15 protein-coding genes are annotated in these 18,969 nt (G+C 41.2%); 11 read left to right on the top strand and 4 right to left on the bottom strand.

The features are described 5' to 3' along the window. Positions 1–40: 40 nt before the first annotated feature. From H5183_RS19525 to H5183_RS19560, 8 genes are all read left to right on the top strand, one after another. Positions 41–1,456, top strand: coding sequence for a YcjX family protein (locus H5183_RS19525; protein WP_220496354.1), 1,416 nt, complete (start codon positions 41–43; stop codon positions 1,454–1,456). Further along, positions 1,453–2,499 carry a TIGR01620 family protein gene (locus H5183_RS19530; protein ID WP_182732486.1) on the top strand — a complete coding sequence of 349 codons (1,047 nt, stop codon included), beginning with the start codon at positions 1,453–1,455 and terminating at the stop codon, positions 2,497–2,499. Before H5183_RS19525 ends, H5183_RS19530 begins: the two co-directional genes overlap by 4 nt. Positions 2,500–2,639: 140 nt before the next feature. Continuing rightward, a complete protein-coding gene (megL, locus tag H5183_RS19535; RefSeq protein ID WP_182718139.1) occupies positions 2,640–3,821 on the top strand; it encodes a methionine gamma-lyase in 1,182 nt (393 codons plus the stop codon). A gap of 212 nt (positions 3,822–4,033) precedes the next feature. Next, the gene (gene phhA / locus H5183_RS19540) at positions 4,034–4,831 is read left to right on the top strand and encodes a phenylalanine 4-monooxygenase (RefSeq protein ID WP_145241432.1); all 798 of its coding nucleotides are present in this window, start codon (positions 4,034–4,036) and stop codon (positions 4,829–4,831) included. 9 nt (positions 4,832–4,840) lie between these two features. Then, entirely contained in the window at positions 4,841–5,185 is a 345-nt protein-coding gene (locus tag H5183_RS19545) for a 4a-hydroxytetrahydrobiopterin dehydratase (protein WP_145241430.1), read from the top strand. Between the two features lie 170 nt (positions 5,186–5,355). After that, complete coding sequence (gene hrpA, locus H5183_RS19550) at positions 5,356–9,243, top strand: ATP-dependent RNA helicase HrpA (RefSeq protein WP_182732487.1); 3,888 nt, start codon at positions 5,356–5,358, stop codon at positions 9,241–9,243. Between the two features lie 72 nt (positions 9,244–9,315). Next, positions 9,316–9,693: a PleD family two-component system response regulator gene (locus H5183_RS19555; protein ID WP_145241521.1), complete on the top strand. Its 378-nt coding sequence runs from the start codon at positions 9,316–9,318 to the stop codon at positions 9,691–9,693. Between the two features lie 8 nt (positions 9,694–9,701). Beyond that, a complete protein-coding gene (locus H5183_RS19560; protein ID WP_145241426.1) occupies positions 9,702–9,998 on the top strand; it encodes a PilZ domain-containing protein in 297 nt (98 codons plus the stop codon). Positions 9,999–10,032: 34 nt separating this feature from the next. Here the strand turns inward: H5183_RS19560 and H5183_RS19565 are convergent, their stop codons facing one another. Further along, complete coding sequence (locus H5183_RS19565; protein ID WP_145241424.1) at positions 10,033–11,223, bottom strand: class I SAM-dependent methyltransferase; 1,191 nt, start codon at positions 11,221–11,223, stop codon at positions 10,033–10,035. 138 nt (positions 11,224–11,361) lie between these two features. Between H5183_RS19565 and H5183_RS19570 the strand changes: the two genes are divergently transcribed. Together H5183_RS19570 and H5183_RS19575 are read left to right on the top strand one after the other, a co-directional pair. Then, on the top strand, positions 11,362–12,027 hold the full coding sequence (locus H5183_RS19570; RefSeq protein ID WP_145241422.1) for an HD domain-containing protein: 666 nt from the start codon (positions 11,362–11,364) through the stop codon (positions 12,025–12,027). Further along, the gene (locus H5183_RS19575; RefSeq protein WP_145241420.1) at positions 12,027–12,416 is read left to right on the top strand and encodes a VOC family protein; all 390 of its coding nucleotides are present in this window, start codon (positions 12,027–12,029) and stop codon (positions 12,414–12,416) included. The genes H5183_RS19570 and H5183_RS19575 overlap by 1 nt, the downstream gene beginning before the upstream one ends. 7 nt (positions 12,417–12,423) lie before the next feature. Here the strand turns inward: H5183_RS19575 and H5183_RS19580 are convergent, their stop codons facing one another. From H5183_RS19580 to H5183_RS19590, 3 genes are all read right to left on the bottom strand, one after another. Next, positions 12,424–13,413, bottom strand: coding sequence for a two-component system response regulator (locus tag H5183_RS19580; protein WP_182732488.1), 990 nt, complete (start codon positions 13,411–13,413; stop codon positions 12,424–12,426). Further along, positions 13,413–16,754 carry an MHYT domain-containing protein gene (locus H5183_RS19585; protein WP_182732489.1) on the bottom strand — a complete coding sequence of 1,114 codons (3,342 nt, stop codon included), beginning with the start codon at positions 16,752–16,754 and terminating at the stop codon, positions 13,413–13,415. The genes H5183_RS19580 and H5183_RS19585 overlap by 1 nt, the downstream gene beginning before the upstream one ends. 250 nt (positions 16,755–17,004) lie before the next feature. Then, positions 17,005–17,985 carry an ion channel gene (locus H5183_RS19590; protein ID WP_145241414.1) on the bottom strand — a complete coding sequence of 327 codons (981 nt, stop codon included), beginning with the start codon at positions 17,983–17,985 and terminating at the stop codon, positions 17,005–17,007. Positions 17,986–18,070: 85 nt separating this feature from the next. Between H5183_RS19590 and H5183_RS19595 the strand changes: the two genes are divergently transcribed. After that, complete coding sequence (locus tag H5183_RS19595) at positions 18,071–18,802, top strand: M48 family metallopeptidase (protein ID WP_145241412.1); 732 nt, start codon at positions 18,071–18,073, stop codon at positions 18,800–18,802. Positions 18,803–18,969: the final 167 nt, after the last annotated feature.

An 18,969-nucleotide genomic window follows, 5' to 3' on the forward strand; every position in this document is an offset into this window, starting at 1 on the left:
AGCCACCTAATTTATAATGGCGCTGAAGTGCTAGCTCATTATGATAAACACTTCATCTGCAAAAAACGCCTTTAATAAACTCAAAGGTAAGGCTGAAAAAGCTGTTCACCGTAGTTTAGATCAACACGTAAAATTAGCGGTAACTGGCCTCAGTGGCAGTGGTAAAACCGCTTTTATTACCGCTTTAGTAAAGCATTTAACCAGCCAAGCAACAGACAAAAACTTACCGTTTTTTGATGTTATGCAGCAACAGCGCCATATCGCCACAAAAATAGTACCGCAACAAGCGCTGACCATTCCTACATTCGATTACCCTAAAGCCCTAAGTGCTTTATTGCCGCTTGAAGGACAACCACACTGGCCTGCATCAACCGAGCGCATAAATACTTTACGCCTAGCAATTAAATACCGGAGTGACGCAGGCTTACGTGGTCACTTTGCACCGCAATCAACCTTATATTTAGACATTATTGATTACCCCGGTGAGTGGCTGCTTGATTTACCTATGCTAGAGCAAAGCTATCAACAATGGAGTGAGCAGCAATATGCACTGTTACAGCGCTCTCCTCGGGTTGAAAAGGCACAAGCATTTTTAACTGCACTGAGCGAACTTGATTTAACTGCACCGGTAGATGAAAGTGCGCTAAGCGCGATTGCTACGCACTACCAAACGCTGTTAGTGAGTCTTAAAAGAGACACTAAATTGGCGATGCTACAACCTGGACGCATGCTGATGCCCGGTGAATTACAAGGTGCACCGTTATTATTGTTTTTCCCAGTTGCGCAGGCTAATGATGAGGTGGTTGCAGGGTCTAACTTGGCGCACTTGCAAAAACGCTTTAATGCTTATGTGAAAGAAGTGGTTAAGCCATTTTATACACAACACTTTCGCAACTTTGATCGGCAAATAGTGCTTGTTGATGTGCTCAGTGCGCTCAATGAAGGGCCTGAGACGCTGCAAGAGCAAGGGGATGTGATCAAACAATTACTTGCGCATTTTAACTATGGCGAAACTGGCTTTTTAAAACGCTTGTTTAAACCCAATATAGATAAACTATTGTTTGCTGCGAATAAGTCAGATCATATTAGTAGTGCACACCATAAAGATTTAGCGCTGTTGTTGGACTCATTAGTGCACGAGCAAAGTAATCACTTAAAATTTGATGGCGTTAAAATAGAAACTATGGCGATGTCATCTATTACGGCAACCATGCCAAAACAAGTGGTTGAGCAAGGTAAAACCCTCAATTGTATTTATGGTAAGCCGTTATCAGAGTCGCAATGGTTGACCTACTTACCACCGCAGCCACCAATGCGCATGCTCAATAAAGATGAGTGGCCAAGCCATGGTTTTGAGTTTTTATCGTTTGCACCAATGCCAAGTCCAGACAAGCAACTAAAACACATTCGTTTAGATCATGTCATGCAGTACCTTTTAGGAGACAAACTAACATGAGCAAGACCGCTTCAGGCTTTCAAGCCGGCAGACGTATTGATACTAGTGAACAGCCAATAGACAATGAACTTACCTTGACCCCAGCTAAAGTGATCGATCAAGGGGAGTATGAATATGAGCACGTTATCGATGAGCCCCAAGATGAAGAGATTGATTTAACACCTGTTTATAAAAAGTCAAAATGGCAAACTCTGAAAGGGGTGTTTGCGATTAGCTTTATAACTTTAGTGTTAGCTGAATTTATATTTTCTATGGTTGTGACATTTCAGCAATCCATCATTTTAGGCAGTGTATATTTAATTGCAGTGCTCAGTGGCGTGTTGTTGTTAGGCAAGCTCTTATGGCGTGAGTATAGAATGTTGCGCAGCTTAAAGCGCAATCAATTACATCGTCATGAAGCGGATCGTTTGCTCAATAGCGAACAGGTTGGTGGGGCACTACCTTGGCTTGAAAAACTCAATAAACATCAGCAGTTAACTGGGTTTGATGAGTTTAAAGCAAGCATTGATAGCCATCATAGCGATAAAGAGATCATGACCTTGTACGCCGATAGTTTGTTAGTGAAACAAGATACTCAAGCTAAAAAGCTGATCAACCGTTTTGCCACTGAATCAGGCTTGTTAGTGGCATTAAGTCCATTAGCGCTGGTGGATATGATGGCTGTGCTTTGGCGGGGCACAAAACTGATTGAGCAAATAGGTAAGATTTACGGTATCGGATTTGGTTATGCTAGCCGGATCAAGCTCTATCGTATGTTGATCAAGCAAGTGATGTTTGTTGGCAGTGCTGAGTTAGTATCGGATTTAGCTGCTACAGCGCTCAGTGCTGAATTACTAGGTAAATTATCAGGACGTGCAGCACAAGGCTTAAGCGCGGGTATATTTACCGCACGCATTGGTTATAAAGCGATGGAACTAAGCCGTCCTTTACCACGACTTGAGCATAAGCGCAGCTTGCTTAAAGGTACTGCGCAATTGATTGCCAGCAAAATTATGAGCCGCAAAGCTTCGCCGTCAGGAGCTGGCACGAAAGAAACGAGCTGACAATAAATCTGTACAGTGGTGAACGGCCACTGTACTAACTACATCCAAATTTATAGCCATCTGAGCATCTGGCATGCTTGTGCTTTATCCTGCGATACGTTTTGATTATGAAATCAATAATAATCAAAAAAGATCAGACAATGAACAAACTCCACATCGACAGCCAATGTATCCATGGACCAGAAAAAGCCAATGATCCGCATGGTGCACTTACTGCTCCTTTATACCAAACTTCAACGTTTCATTTTAGCAGTGCCGCGCAAGGTGCAGCACGTTTTGCTGGTGAAGAACCTGGCTATATTTATACCCGTTTAGGTAACCCGACGACGACAGAGCTTGAACAAAAAGTCGCACAACTTGAAAGTTGCGAAGCCGCTGCAGCAACAGCCACAGGAATGGGCGCTGTTTCTGCATCGGTATTAAGTTTTTTATCGCAAGGCGATCACTTAGTCGCATCAAGCGCTTTGTATGGCTGTACGTTTGCTTTCTTCGCACATATGTTGCCGCGTTGGGGGATTGAAGTGACGTTTGTAGATATGACCGATGAGCAGCAATTACGCGATGCAATTAAACCGAATTCAAAAATGATTTTTGCCGAAACCCCAGTTAATCCAACTATGGCGGTAATTGATTTAGCGTTAATAGGACAAGTGGCAAAACAACACAATTTGATCAGTGTAATAGATAACACCTTTCTCACGCCGTTACTGCAAAAGCCAATTGATTATGGCATTGATTTAATTGTTCACAGTGCTACTAAATATTTAAATGGTCACGGTGATGTTGTGGCAGGTTTGGTGTGTGGCAGTCAAGAGCACATTACATTAATTAAAATGACTGTACTTAAAGATATTGGTGCAACAATTAGTCCACACGATGCATGGCTTATTAATCGTGGTTTAAAAACCTTAGCGATACGAATGCAGCGTCATTGTGAAAGTGCGCAAATTATTGCTGAATTTTTAGAGCAGCATCCCCAAGTTAATACCGTTTATTACCCCGGACTTGCATCTCACCCAGGGTTTAAGTTTATCGGTAAGCAAATGAAAGCCTCTGGTGGCGTTATTGCCTTTGAATTAAAAGGCAGCCTAAAAGATGGCGAGCAGTTTATTAATAATACCCAATTGTGCACACTCGCCGTGAGTTTAGGAGACGCCGAAACACTCATTCAACATCCGGCATCGATGACTCATTCACCGTATTCACCCGAAGAAAGAGCAGCTGCGGGTATTAGCGATGGTCTGATCAGACTATCTGTTGGCCTTGAAGATGTTAACGATATAATTAACGACCTTAACCGCGCTTTTACTTTTATTGCATAGCTTGTAAGATTATATTTACGGTTTGTGTTGCTTCTAGCCCTTTAAAAATAGCACTGTAAACTTTCTGATCTCAAAGTGTAATGTTTAGTGTACAAAAATGGGTTTGGTGCTAATAGCTGATGTTGTCTCAGCTATTAAACTTTGCCTTACATTTGCTTAGTATCTCCTTAACAGGTTGATACCGATATCGGTTTAACACTAAGAAGGTTATTATGGCTAAAGCAAGTAAATACACCTCCAAGACACCAGATGAAAATGGCGTTATCCATTGGAGCGAAGCAGAAAATAAAATATGGTCAGAACTAGTCGCGCGCCAACTAAAATGTATTGCAGGCAAAGCTTGCAATGAATACATGGAAGGGCTTGAAAAAATAAACCTGCCTCATGACCGTATTCCGCAGTTAAGTGAGCTTAATGAAGTATTACTAGCGACTACCGGCTGGCAAGTTACACCTGTGCCAGCTTTAATTGACTTTGATGAATTCTTTCGTTTATTAGCAAATAAGCAATTTCCAGTCGCAACCTTTATTCGTAGCCGTGAAGAGTTTGATTACCTGCAAGAACCTGATATTTTTCATGAAATATTTGGTCATTGTGCAATGCTTACTAATCCTGATTTTGCCAAGTTTACGCATAAATATGGCCAGTTAGGTTACGCTGCCGAGAAAAAAGATCGGGTTTACCTTGCCCGTATGTATTGGTTTACGGTTGAGTTTGGCCTAATGCAAACAGATGATGGCCTGCGTATTTATGGTGGCGGTATTTTATCAAGTCCAGGTGAAACACAATACGTGTATTCAGATAAGCCCGAGATCAACCCGATGAATGTATTGGATGTATTACGCACGCCGTACCGAATTGATATTATGCAGCCTTTGTACTACACCATTAATTCTATCCATGATTTATTTGATATTTCACAGCTGGATATTATGGCGTTAGTTGCGCAAGCAAAAGAATTAGGGTTACATGACCCAAAATTTCCTCCTAAAGAAAAATTAGCAAGTTAAGGATTTAAGATGTCATCATTAAGCGCACAAAAATGTGAAGCCTGTCACGTAGACGCTCCACAAGTATCAGATATCGAGTTAGCTGAATTAATTAAAATGATCCCAGATTGGGTGCCTGAAGTACGCGACGGTATTATGCAATTAGAGCGTGTTTATAAATTTAAAAACTTTAAACAAGCCATCGCTTTTACTAATAAAGTAGGTGATATGGCTGAAGATGAAGGCCATCACCCGGGCTTGCTAACAGAGTGGGGCAAAGTAACGGTAACGTGGTGGAGCCATTCAATTAAAGGCTTACACAAAAATGATTTTATTTGCGCTGCCAAAACAGATGAAGTTTTCGCTGCTCTATAAATAAAACACAGCAATTGTTCTGCCCAAAGAACATGAAAGGCGCTTAATTAGCGCCTTTTTTATTGTTTTAAGCTTTGGTTATTACATTTTATATCGCAGCAAAGTTAACCCCTGCGGCGAAGTTTGCTACAATCGCTCGTCTTTACTCAAATTTTATAAGGTAGTCGCGGGTGGTTAACCTAGGTCAATTGTTTGGTGAACTAAAAACGTGTTTAAGAAAAGATCAATTCATCTTTAAAAAACGCCTTCACGGCATAAAAAAAATAACCGATGAAACAAAACAAGCAGCCGTGATTGAAAAAATCACTGCAGATATAGCACGTAGCCAACAATTGCGAGAGGTGCGCTTAGCTCAGTTACCTAAAGTAACTTACCCTGAGCAGCTCCCCGTCAGTCAGAAAAAAGACGACATTAAAGAGGCTATCGCCAATAACCAAGTGGTTATTATCGCGGGTGAAACCGGCTCAGGTAAAACCACGCAAATTCCTAAAATGTGTTTAGAACTTGGCCGTGGCGTTGATGGTTATATTGGTCACACCCAACCAAGACGTTTGGCTGCGCGCAGTGTCGCGGATCGGATTGCTCATGAAATGCAATGTGAACTTGGCCAGCAAGTGGGTTTTAAAATTCGTTTTAGCGATCAAGTATCAAATAACAGCTATATAAAGTTGATGACTGACGGTATTTTACTGGCGGAAATTCAACAAGACCGATTTTTAAACCAGTATGACACCATTATTATTGATGAAGCTCATGAACGTAGTTTAAACATTGATTTTATTTTAGGTTATTTGAAAAACCTATTACCAAAGCGTCCTGATTTAAAAATAATTATTACCTCTGCGACCATTGATCCAGAGCGATTCTCAAAGCATTTTAATGATGCACCGATTATTGAAGTGTCAGGACGAACATTTCCGGTGGATGTGCGTTATCGTCCTTTGGTTGAAATTGATAAAAATGATATGGAGGCTGAAGGCGACCAGCTGCAAGGTATTTTTGATGCCGTTGATGAGCTGTGCCAAGAAGGCCCAGGCGATATTTTAATCTTCTTAAATGGTGAACGGGAAATACGCGATACTGCTGATGCCCTTAGTAAACGTAATTTAAAAGGAGCGGATGTTTTACCTTTGTATTCGCGCCTTTCTAACGCAGAACAAAACCGTATTTTTGCTCCCCATAGTCGTCGTCATATTATTTTATCGACCAACGTTGCTGAAACCTCACTTACTGTGCCGGGTATTCGATACGTTATTGATCCTGGTACCGCGCGCATTAGCCGTTATAGTTATCGTACTAAAGTGCAGCGTTTACCGATTGAGCCAATATCACAAGCCAGTGCCAATCAGCGAAAAGGCCGCTGTGGCCGTGTGGAAGCGGGTATTTGTATTCGTTTATATGCTGAAGATGATTTTAATTCGCGCCCAGAGTTTACTGATCCAGAAATACTACGTACTAACTTAGCCTCCGTTATTTTAAAAATGCTTGGCTTAGGGTTGGGCGATATGGCCGAGTTCCCATTTGTACAAGCACCAGATAGCCGTAATATCAACGATGGCTTAACGTTACTAGAGGAACTTGAAGCGGTTAAACCCACTCGTCATAATAGCAATACACAGCTTACTAAATCGGGTATTGAACTGAGCCGCTTACCGGTTGACCCGCGTTTAGCTAAAATGGTACTAACAGCACAAAAGCTGGGTGCGCTGCGTGAAGTGATTATTATTGTGGCGGCGTTATCGATTCAAGATCCACGCGAGCGCCCGCAAGAAAAACGCGCTGCTGCAAACGAAAAGCATGGCCGTTTTGACGATCCTGATTCAGATTTCATCGCCTTTTTAAATTTATGGAATTACTTAGAAGAGCAGCAAAGTGAGCTAAGTAACAGCCAATTCAGAAAGCTGTGCCAAAAGGATATGCTCGCTTATATGCGTATTCGTGAGTGGCAAGATATCGTTTATCAGCTCAGTACTGTGTGCAATGAAATGGGCATGAAAGCGACCAGCAATGTTGCCGATGGCGATAAAATCCATCAAGCGCTATTGAGTGGCATGCTCAGTCACATTGGTTTTAAAGATGAAAAGCAAGTATATAAAGGCGCTCGCAACAGTCAGTTTCATGTATTCCCAGGCTCTGGATTATTTAAGAAAAGCCCAAAATGGTTGATGTCGGCAGAGCTGGTTGAAACCAGTAAATTATATGCACGTATTAATGCCAAAATTAACATCGATTGGGTTGAACCATTAGCACAACACTTAGTAAAACGCAGTTACAGTGAGCCGCATTGGGAGAAAAAGCCCGGCGCAGTGATCGCTTTCGAACAGCAGGTATTATACGGGCTGATCATAGTGTCAAAGCGTCGCTGTGTGTACAGTAACATTGACCCGAAAGTTAGCCGCCAGTTGTTTATTCGCAGTGCCTTAGTAGAGCAAGATTTAGGTCAAAATGAAGGGTTTTTGCAGTTTAATCGCGAACTTATTGAAGATATTCAAACCCTAGAAAATAAAAGCCGCCGTCGTGATATTTTAGTTGATGAGCAAACCTTATATGAGTTTTACGATAAGAAAATTCCTGCTCAAATAAACAGTCGTGCAGCATTTAATAAATGGTATAAAACGCAAAAGCAGCAGGATAAACATTACTTGCAAATGACACGTGATGATTTAATGCAACACGGTGCTGATAGTGTTACTGAGTTTGATTACCCCGATGTATGGCAACAAGGCAATTTAATGTTGCCGTTGAGCTATCATTTTGATCCAGGCCAAGCGGTCGATGGGGTTGCAGTGCATATTCCGGTGGCCTTACTAAACCAAGTAGAAGAAGCTGGCTTTGACTGGCATATTCCGGCATTTCGTCATGAGTTGATCACCGGTTTAATTAAATCTTTACCTAAATCACTACGTCGTAATTTTGTGCCTGCGCCAAATTACGCAGATGCGGTTCTTGCAGCAATCGAGCCTATGCAAGGTAACTTCATTGAGGCACTCAGTACGCGTTTATTACGTATGACAGGTGTAAAAGTTGATCCAGAGGCCTGGGATTTAACCACCCTTGCGACTCACTTAAGACTGCAGTTTGAAGTTCGTGATGAAAAAGATAATGTACTTGCCCGAGGTATGGATTTAGCGAAACTCAAAGCGCAATTGCAGGGTAAAGTGACGCAAACGCTGTCTAAAGTAGCAGATAAAGGCATTGAAAAAGCTGACCTATTGCAATGGGATTTTGGCAAGTTACCGGTATCCTATGTGAAAAAACAAGGCCAGTATGAAATCAAAGCGTACCCTGCGCTGGTAGATAAAAAATCATCGGCGGCAGTGGAGCTATTTGATAACGAAGTTAAAGCGCAAACTGCCCATCAGCAGGGGTTACGCCGTTTGGTATTACTGAATGTACCTTCGCCGATAAAATATTTGCAACAAAACTTACCCAATAAGGCTAAATTAGGTCTATATTTTAATCCGTTTGGTAAGGTTGCTGATTTAATTGATGACTGTATTGCCGCAGGCGTTGACAGTTTATTGGTAAAATTAGGCGATGTACGCACCGAACAAGCGTTTGAGCAAGTAAAAGAGCACGTGCGCGGTGAGCTCGGCGATGCGGTTGTTGCTATTGCAACCCAAGTTGAGCAAGTGTTGAGTATTGCGCATGCGTTACATAAAAAAATGAAAGGGCGAGTTGATTTAACCATGATCACTGCACATGGAGATATAAAAAGCCAACTGGGATCTTTGGTATTCAAAGGCTTTGTTTCAAATCATGGCGCAGACAAACTTAGTGATTTAATTCGTTACTTAAAAGCAATAGAAAAACGCTTAGAAAAGTTGCCAGTTGATCCAAATCGTGACAGATTATGTGTACTTGAGTTAGAAAAGGTTGCTCAAGAGTATCAAAAACAGCTGAAAAGAGTGCCGCCTGGAATGCCTGCTCCGCAACAATTGCAGGATATTTTTTGGATGCAACAAGAGCTTAGAGTATCCTTGTTTGCGCAAACGTTAGGGACACCGTATCCGATTTCAGCTAAGCGTGTATTGAATGCTCTGAAAGAAATTGATTGAGTTTGGTATTTAGTAAACATCGAATACCTTGGAAGGAAATATTTGTTAGATGAGAAGGAACTGATATTAACCATGCGCTCATCCGCTAATACACACCCGCGTTTACTAGTTGTAGATGACGAGTACTTTAATTTTGAAATGCTCAAAGTCGCTTTATCAGCGGATTTTGAGCTCAGTTATGCTGAATCAGGTAAGAGCTGTTTATCGTCGGCTATTGCAAATCCACCGGATGCGATTTTACTCGATGTATGTATGCCCGGCCTAGATGGTTACGACACGTGTCGAATGTTGAAGAACACCCCTGAAACTCGTAATATTCCTGTTGTTATGGTGTCAGGCTTAGAATCCGTACAGGAACAACAAGCTGGTTTTGATGCCGGTTGCGATGCCTATGTGGTGAAGCCTTTTTCGGTCGTGGGGTTATTAGAAAAAATCAATACGGTTGTTTAGGAGTTATTATGCTAAATGAAGATAAACGTAATTTTAGACGTATGCAATTAAATGCACAGGCAAAATTAACCACACTTGAGCCAGTCGCTGATCAACATTTTGATGCTGTATGTGTCGATTTAAGTGCAACTGGGTTGTCACTGCAGTTGGATGAATTACTTGAACTGGGCACCATTGTGAAGGTGAATATTGATTCGACCAGCCCTGCCATTGCACCACTTGATGCAACAGCAAAAGTCGTTCGTGCCAGCAAAGAAAGTGATGGCACGGTAACCGCTGGGCTAGAAATAATGCAGTTTAATTAACCTGATGAACTCAGGTTAATTAGTTGCAGTCAGTTTAGTAAACTTTACAGATCAGGCCTTTTAGGTAAAAACCTTCAGGGTAACTGCCTGCGATTGGATGATCAGCAGCTTGGTTTAAACGCTCCATGATCAACAAATCCTTACCAGCATCAAGGGCTGCATCAGCAACCACTTTTTGAAATAAATTTTGCTCCATTAAACCTGAACATGAGAACGTAAGCAACGTACCACCTGGTTTAAGAATTTGCATGGCAATCATATTGATATCTTTATAGCCACGACACGCACCCGTTAGTTGTGCTTTGTTATCAGCAAATTTAGGTGGGTCCATAACGATAGTATCGAATAACACCCCATCTTCACGGTATTGGCGTAGTAATTTAAATACATCTTGTTTTATGAAGTCAACTTTATCTAAATCAAGATTATTGTGCTCGACATTACGTTTTGCGGTATCAAGCGCGGGTTGCGATACGTCAACGTTAGTAACATGCTCGCAGCCGCCACGCAGTGCATACAATGAAAAGGTACCTGTGTAGCTAAAACAGTTAAGTACTCTTTTATCTTTTGAAAAACGCTCTAATGCAGCACGGCTATCACGTTGATCAAGGTAGAAACCGGTTTTATGGCCTTCGAGAATGTCTACTTCAATTTTAAAACCATTTTCTTCAATTAATACTGGCTGCTCAGGCTTATTACCCCATAACACGCCCATAGTCGGCTCTAAGCCTTCTTTGGTGCGCACATCGACATCAGAGCGCTCATACACGTTACAGCCTGGGAAAATAGCGATTAAAGCGCCAACTATTTCACCTTTATGGCGCTCAGCACCGGCACTTAATAACTGACACACTAAAAAGTTGTCAAATTTATCAATGGTTACACCTGGTAAAAAATCAGACTCGGCGGCACATAACCGAAATCCCGTTAAGCCACCTTCAGTAATTACTTGCTCGCGTGCCGCAAAGGCACGACGTAAGCGACGTTCAAAAAAAGCTTGGTCGATGATTTCTGTTTCATCAAAGCTCCAAACACGCGCGCGGATCTGTGAGTGCGGACTGTAAGCCGCTGTAGCTAAAAATTTACCATTACTATCGTGAATGGTCACTGTGTCACCTAAACCTGGCTTACCTTTTATTTTTTTGATGGCTTTTGAAAACAACCATGGGTGTTTTCTTTTTAGTGATTTTTCACGACCAGCTTCTAGGTATACGACAGATGACATTAGGCTTCTCATTACGGATAAATTAAGAGCGTATTTTAGTGAAGCAGGCTCGAACATACAATGAATGTTTTGCACAACAGCCTATAACCGCGGTAAAGTAACAGTAATTCAATGCATTAATTTGAAATTACAGGATTTATGGAACAACGTTTGCCCGTTTTAGTATTATCTGAGCCGTTGCAACAGCTAGAAAATCATTGCCGTGCTTTTATTTTGTCGTTAGTGAGTGCTGATGTCGCCCACGATATTACCCATATTGAACGAGTCGTGCGTGTTGCAAAACAGCTCTGCTTTGCTGAAGATGCTTCGATGGACGTGGTGTTACCCGCAGCATGGTTGCATGACTGTGTTGCAGTGGCTAAAAACCACCCGGATCGCGCTAAAGCTTCAACAATGGCCGCAGATAAAGCAATTTCATTTTTAGCGTCAATAGGGTATGACGCGCAATATTTTGATGCCATTCATCATGCTATTGTAGCCCATAGTTTTAGCGCTAACATTGCAATTGAAAGTGTGGAAGCACAAATCGTTCAAGATGCTGATCGTATGGATGCCTTAGGAGCAATTGGTGTCAGCCGCTGTATGAAAGTAGGGGGCTCAATCGGACGCAATTTATATCACCCTGACGATCCATTTTGCGCCCACCGCAGCCCGGATGACAGCTTGTATACATTAGATCACTTCTTCATCAAGCTATTACATATTGCACAGAGTATGAATACACCTTCAGCAAAAGCAGAAGCGGTGCGTCGTACTGAATATATGCAGGTATTTATTGAACAACTTAAGTCGGAGATTGGCTAATGGCAATGCCTACTTTATCTGGTGTCGATCATTGCCATTTAAATGTGACTAACCTTGCGCAAGCCGTCACGTGGTACAAAACAGTCCTTGGATTTAATATTGTGCCAGAGCTTGCTTTTTGGGATGAGGGTACTGGGCCTTTAACACTAGAAGATCCTGCGGCAACTATTCGCTTAGCGTTATTTGAGCGAGAGGGCAGTAGTAAAGGGATTGCATTTGGCGCATCTGGAGAGCAGTTTATCGCTTGGCTTAAGCATTTGGCTGACTTAAATATTAAAACCGTGGTTGCTGATCACAAAGTTACATACTCTGTTTATTTTCAGGATTTAAGTGGTAATAGTCATGAAATCACCTCTCATGACTATGCATATATCTCGGCCAACATATAGCATATGGTTAGCCTTGGTAGGCAGAGTACACTGCTAAAACAGCATCTAGCTGGCCTTCAAATAGTGCGATAAGCTGAGGATCAAAGTGTTTACCAGCTTGCTCGCGCATATGACTTATGGCTTCATCAACGCTCCAAGCTTGCTTATAGGGACGTTTAGAGGTAAGTGCATCGAATACATCGGCGATTGCCACAATACGTCCTTCAATCGAAATTTCCTCACCTTTAAGACCGTTTGGATAACCTGATCCATCCCATTTTTCATGATGCTCCATCGCAAGTATATAGGCGAGCTGCAATAACGGCGATGACGAGTTTGCTAAAATTTTAGCGCCGATTTTGGCATGCTGTTTCATGTGTTCAAATTCTTCGGCTGTTAATTTCCCTGGTTTAAGCAAGATTGCATCGGGAATGCCGATTTTACCAATGTCATGCATCGGTGCTGCTTGTTTGAGAAGCTCAGCATGTTGTTCAGTCATTCCATAGGCTAGTGCTAAAATTTTACTGTATTTACTCATGCGCACAATATGCTCGCCAGTATCGGTGTCTTTATACTCGGCAGCGCACCCTAAACGATGGACTAAATCAACGTGAGCCAACTTTAGCTGCTCAGCCTGAACTAGGGATAAATGAGTTTTAACACGCGCTCTTACGATTGCAGGACTAATAGGCTTGGTTATGTAATCTACCGCGCCAATTTCAAAACCTTTAAACTCATCACTTTCATCCGCAAGTGCAGTCACAAAAATGACTGGAATATGCTCAGTAGCAGGGTTTTGTTTAAGCAGCTGACATACTTCAAAACCACTCATATTTGGCATCATAATATCGAGTAGAATGAGTTTGGGTGGCTCTTTTTCAACTAACGCGAGCGCGGCATCACCCGATTTAGCAAAAGAGAGGCGATATTGATTCCCTAATACTTCGCGCATGACTTTAAGGTTGGCGGGTTCATCATCAACAATAAGAATTCGTGGGCGTTCGGTTATTAAGTCCATCAGTGTGTTTCCAAATTTGCTGCCTGATTGAGCAGCTCTATTAATGCAATAAGAGTACTCTGGGCATTGTCAAAGTCAAACTGGTCGAAATATTCGATTAATGCATCCACATCACTTTGATAAGTAGCGGGGGCATTGTCTGCTAATGTTGCTAACAACTCATCATTGAGCTCTGCATTTTCTGCATCTTTACGCAGTTGTTCACACAGTATTTTAAATTCGCTGAGCGATAGTACTTGGGTATTTTTTTCGCTGCTTTGCACTGCTATACAGCTGCTGGTTTTTCTAGCTAACAACTCATTGACCGCATTAAACTCTATCTGCAATTGCTGAATTATTTGCGCCTGCTGCTCAGGGGCTTGGCTGTTTTCTAAGGTTGAAAGCAGGGCCATCATAGTCGGTAAACCTAAATTACCAGATAAGCCTTTAAGGGTATGTAATGTGCCATTAATATCTTTTAAGGCATTTAGTCCATCATTAAAGATAATGTCACATGTAGCCTGCTGCTCTTTAAAAAAACGGTGTATTTCGCTCAGCTGTTTACACTTACTGCCCCAAAGTTGCTGTCCTTTTTTAAAATCAATATGCTGTGCTGCGGGATCAATGTGAGCAATTTGCGTTTCTATATTTAAACCAAAGCCAAGCACATGCGCAATCTCTTGATTCAATTGATTGATATCAACAGGCTTATTGGCGAAGCCATTCATACCCGCTTTTTTAGCCGTTAATTTATCTTGCTGTAAGACACTGGCGGTGAGCGCAATGATCGGAGTCTTTTTTAGCTGTCGTTGTTGCTCAATTTCACGAATTTTTTCGGTCGCGGCAATACCGTCACATTCAGGCATATGGATATCCATTAAAATGACATCAAAATCTTGTTTTTCAAAAATAGCGATCGCTTCTAAGCCGTTGCTTGCAGAGCTAATCGTATGCTGATCTCGCGACAATAATAACTGTAGTAGCTCAACATTTTGTGCTATGTCATCAACGACTAAAATGCGCAGCTTAGGTAATTGCGTATGCAACTTATCAAAGTAATTGACTTGGGTTTCATCACCGACCTCTAAAGGCAATGAAAAATAAAAGCAGCTGCCTTTATCTTCTTCACTGACTACGTTGATTATGCCACCCATCAGCTCAACGAGTTGCTTACTGATAGTAGTACCAAGTCCAGTGCCACCAAAACGACGTGTAGTAGTCCCGTCAGCTTGTTCAAAAGGCTGAAATACCGCTTTAAGACGATCTTTAGCAATACCAATACCGGTATCTTGTACTTCAAAAAATAAGTAATTATTTTGTGTCGTACTGACAGTTACATTCACTGAGCCCTGAGCTGTAAACTTAACTGCATTACCAATTAAATTTGTTAAAACTTGGCGAATTCGGTCTGGATCACCGTAATAAGTAGGGTGAACAGACTCTTTGATGGTAAGTGTTAGTTCTAGATCTTTCTTTTTTGCTTCTAACCAAAATGTAGAAATAATACTATCAAGCACCGCTTGAAGATTAAAATGCACTAATTCAATGGTCAGCTTACCTTTTTCAAGTTTTGCAGAATCCAATATTTCATTTAATAGCCGTAACAGCGAGCGAGCCGCATTATTTACGATAATTAAGTGCTTTTGTTGGTCTTGATCAAGTGGGGTATCCATCAATAAATCACTAAAGCCAATAATCGAATTCATCGGTGTGCGAATTTCGTGACTCATATTCGCCATAAATGACTGTTTGGCTTGGGCTGCATCTTCGGCGGCTATTTTCGCCAACTTTAATTTATCTTCGTATTCACGACGTTCACTAATATCGATAATAACGCCGTCGATCCAAATCGCTTCACCTTGCTTGTTGAACTCAAAGCTACCTTTCTCAAGCACCCAAATTAGCTTGCCACTTCGATGACGAAGTCGGTATTCAATTGAGTATTGCGATTTAGCAGCGATCGCTTGCTCGACCGATTTATTGATGCGTTTGTTATCATCTTTAAAAATCAAATCACTAAACTGAATATGCTGATTGATAAATTCCGATGGGACATAGCCAGTTACTTCATTAATGCTAGGGCTAATAAAAATCATGCTCCAGCTTTTATCCAACTGGCAGCGAAATACCACGCCAGGCATATTATTCATCAGCGAGCGGTATTGTTGTTCTTTCGCTATGAGGTTTTGTTGTAGTTTGCGTTGCTCAGTCAAGTCAGTAATAAAGCCAACAAATATTGACTCTTGTCCTGGCTGGTTTGCTTCACCAATACCTAAGCGAATAGGAAATAGGTGACCTTGTTTATGCTTAGCAAGAACATCACGATTGACGCCAATAACTTTACCTAAATCGATGTGATGTGCCTTTAATAGATATTCATCATGCTCGGCTGCGATATCATCTGCCATCAGCATTTTTATGTTTTTACCCTTTACATCAGTGCTATGCCAGCCGAAAATATTCTCTGCAGCGTTATTAAAGCTTAAGATAATACCGCGATTGTTAATTGTTACAATGCCATCTATAGCGGTCGATAAAATAGCCTCTAAGCGAGATTCATTCCCTGTTTTTTCTTCAAGTAACATGCGATAGCGTACCATACCGTTAATGATAGCAACTATCGCGGTTAGAATAATGGTGGCGAACACTACGCTAATAGCAACAAATGTAAGTTCTGAGCTGGCGCTGTCATTACCAATTAATGGCGAGGTTGCAACAAACCGTGTTGCCGCCATTCCCATGTAATGCATACCTGCAACAGCAAAGCCCAAAATGATTGCGCTGATCAACCGCGTCTGCAAAGAATTTAGTGTTGGGAGGTGCTTTTTAATATTAAAGCGAGCATATAAAGATATAAACGCCAGTACAACGGCAACGATAATTGACAACCCAAACATCAATGGATCGTAGCGTAGCAGCGGGCTCAATTCCATTGCTGCCATACCACTGTAATGCATAGTGCCGATACCTGCGCCGAGTAGTACCGAGGGCAGTATTAAACTGAAAATAGTGGCGTTATTTTTTACTAATAATGACACGCCAGTTAGGCAGGCTAAAAATGCTGGAATGAAAGATAAAAAGGTGAGTGTTGGGTCGTAGCTGATATTTGTACACAGTGAAAATGCCAACATACCAATAAAATGCATACTCCAAATACCGCCAGAAAGTACCAAGGAAGCTGTTGAGTTGGCTAATTTTTGATAACTTTTGAAGCGTGTTTCTTTGGCCAGATCGATCATGTAAGTTGCAAAAAATGCAGAGAAAATAGCCGTTAAAACAGACAGAGCGACTAAAAATGGGTCATAAACACCATTAATAAGAAGGCTCGGATCGTGATCGGTAATAAAAAAAGCGGTAAGCATAACGGCTCAATACACTGTTATTTCAGTAATAACTAATATCACCTGAAATATATGTTAAGACAATTAATTAATTTTTGCGCAAATGCCTGTTATTTGTTTACATATTTAGCTGCAAAATTTAACAAAATCAAAAACTTTTTAAAATCAATTCGCTAAGTTTCATTGTGCGCAATGATAGCATCATTTATAACCAGTTTTATAGCAGGTATTTAGCTGAACTATTTATTTTCGCAGATAAAGTAATCGGTAATTATCGGGTCATACGTTTGACAAATACGACTACGAATAGTGCCAGAGAGAAACTCCCGCAAAACGCTTCAACTGCAGCAACGAATCGGGAGAAACCAACCGGAGTAATATCGCCATATCCTAAGGTTGTAAAAGTAACCACGCTAAAATAGAAGCTATTAAGTAGGGCTAATAAATTATCACTTAATGTTGCCGCCGGATTGAACTGCATAATACGACCAGCATCCATCACCCCAAAAATAAAATAACACAGGGCGCAGCAGATGATCAGTGACAAACTAAAACGGATCACATTTTCAGGCTTTTCACCATACCCGCACAACATATCAATACAGCTCGAGGCTAATCGTTTTTTTGAACCTCGTGGATATTGTGCGTGACGCATCCGCAGTTCTTTGTACGTGAAATTACCCGCCAGTTCAAATAAGCCTTGTTGTTCTGATGCTTTACGTAAATTGCGAAATATTTCTTCTGATTGTTCAAATAAGTCAAGGGCTGCGCTTTTATCTGTATGTTTAAGCGCTGCTTTAGCTTGTTTTTCCTGTAATAGTTCAGCGCCTAGCTCAATGTTATCAATACGGGTGTTGTTTAGTTTTATACCCAATAAATTTGTATCTTGTAGGTTGCAGTAATGCAGGCTTGCTTCGTGCAAGTTGGCTTTCATCAGTGAACTGTGGGCTATTTTATTATTAAACAGGTGAGCGTTGGTGAGCGTTGCACGATAAAAATTACTGTAAGATAAATCAAAACCATCCTCATCATCTTGTTTTATCAAATTAAGCCCATTAAGGTTAGCGCGTTTTAATTGCAATCCCTGTAATAATCCTCCCTTTTTTGCATAGCGCTCTAATTTTTGGGTCAGATCTAAGCCTGACTTATCAAATTTGGCATCATGCCAAAAACAAAAACCTGAGCCCATGTCTGTTTCTTGACAATGATGGCCATCGGGAGAGGTATAACGACAACAAGGCTTATCAGGCATGTTTGATATCGCTTTATTTAATTCTACTTAGTTATAGATTAGCAGTTATTTTGCAAGGTATTATAGTGACCTGTTAATTAGTTCAATGACTGTCGGTCAATTACAAGAGTTAGGTTTGTTTGAATATACATTAAAACGTAGTCGCCGCCGCAAAACTGTCGCTATCAAAGTCCAGCAACAAAGTGTCACAGTTTATGCGCCTGTTGGGGTTGCTAAAAAGGAACTTGAAAGCTGGCTGCTAAGTAAAACTGACTGGATCAATGCGCAAATTAATAAGCAAAGTCAAATGCTTGATACTCGCCAATACCCATTACAAGATAATCGCGTACTGGTTTTTTCACAACCTATGATACTGACTTATGGTGTCAGCTCGCGCAGCGCATGGCAGCTAGTAAAAAATCAGCAGGGGAATGTGTTACAGCTAAATCTTTCTGGACGGGTTAAGCATCAGCAGCCAATGTACCAAACCTTGCTCGAAAGTTTTTTACATGAGCAATTAGAAAATTATATTGAAATGCGTGTACATGCTTATTGCCTAAAAATGGCAGAGGCTTTACCTAGCAGTATTCGCATTCATACTTATAAGCGTCGTTGGGGCAGTTGTAATCGACGACGAGAATTGACCTTTAATTTGTTATTAGCCAGTGCGCCGCAGAGTATTATTGATTATGTAATTGTGCATGAACTAGCTCACTTGAAATATTTAAATCACAGTGCCGCATTTTGGCAGCGCGTCAGTGAGTTTTATCCTGATTATAAGCAAGCAACAAAATGGTTAAGGCAACACGGTGCGAGTTTACAATGGGTAGTCGAATGAGTTAGCGAGGATAAAGTTACTGAGGGTAAAGTTAGCGAGGATCGGAGTTTTTCAAGTTAGTTGTCGCATCAAGTTAAATTTTATGCCGCCCGCACTTCTTCTTTTTTCTCTGGATTCAAATTTACTTCATTGATCATTGTCCAATTTCGAGACTTTCCTGACCAACG

Source organism: Pseudoalteromonas sp. SR44-8 (assembly GCF_014163635.1).
Classification (GTDB): Bacteria; Pseudomonadota; Gammaproteobacteria; order Enterobacterales; family Alteromonadaceae; genus Pseudoalteromonas; species Pseudoalteromonas rhizosphaerae.

Bases quoted from the DNA above. Each gene is read 5' to 3' on its own strand.
- H5183_RS19580 (WP_182732488.1), bottom strand. From the start codon at position 13,413: ATGGACTTAATAACCGAACGCCCACGAATTCTTATTGTTGATGATGAA.
- H5183_RS19585 (WP_182732489.1), bottom strand. From the start codon at position 16,754: ATGCTTACCGCTTTTTTTATTACCGATCACGATCCGAGCCTTCTTATT.
- megL (WP_182718139.1), top strand. From the start codon at position 2,640: ATGAACAAACTCCACATCGACAGCCAATGTATCCATGGACCAGAAAAA.
- H5183_RS19570 (WP_145241422.1), top strand. From the start codon at position 11,362: ATGGAACAACGTTTGCCCGTTTTAGTATTATCTGAGCCGTTGCAACAG.
- H5183_RS19525 (WP_220496354.1), top strand. From the start codon at position 41: ATGATAAACACTTCATCTGCAAAAAACGCCTTTAATAAACTCAAAGGT.
- H5183_RS19595 (WP_145241412.1), top strand. From the start codon at position 18,071: ATGACTGTCGGTCAATTACAAGAGTTAGGTTTGTTTGAATATACATTA.
- phhA (WP_145241432.1), top strand. From the start codon at position 4,034: ATGGCTAAAGCAAGTAAATACACCTCCAAGACACCAGATGAAAATGGC.
- H5183_RS19560 (WP_145241426.1), top strand. From the start codon at position 9,702: ATGCTAAATGAAGATAAACGTAATTTTAGACGTATGCAATTAAATGCA.
- H5183_RS19555 (WP_145241521.1), top strand. From the start codon at position 9,316: ATGCGCTCATCCGCTAATACACACCCGCGTTTACTAGTTGTAGATGAC.
- H5183_RS19565 (WP_145241424.1), bottom strand. From the start codon at position 11,223: ATGTCATCTGTCGTATACCTAGAAGCTGGTCGTGAAAAATCACTAAAA.
- H5183_RS19530 (WP_182732486.1), top strand. From the start codon at position 1,453: ATGAGCAAGACCGCTTCAGGCTTTCAAGCCGGCAGACGTATTGATACT.
- H5183_RS19575 (WP_145241420.1), top strand. From the start codon at position 12,027: ATGGCAATGCCTACTTTATCTGGTGTCGATCATTGCCATTTAAATGTG.
- H5183_RS19590 (WP_145241414.1), bottom strand. From the start codon at position 17,985: ATGCCTGATAAGCCTTGTTGTCGTTATACCTCTCCCGATGGCCATCAT.
- H5183_RS19545 (WP_145241430.1), top strand. From the start codon at position 4,841: ATGTCATCATTAAGCGCACAAAAATGTGAAGCCTGTCACGTAGACGCT.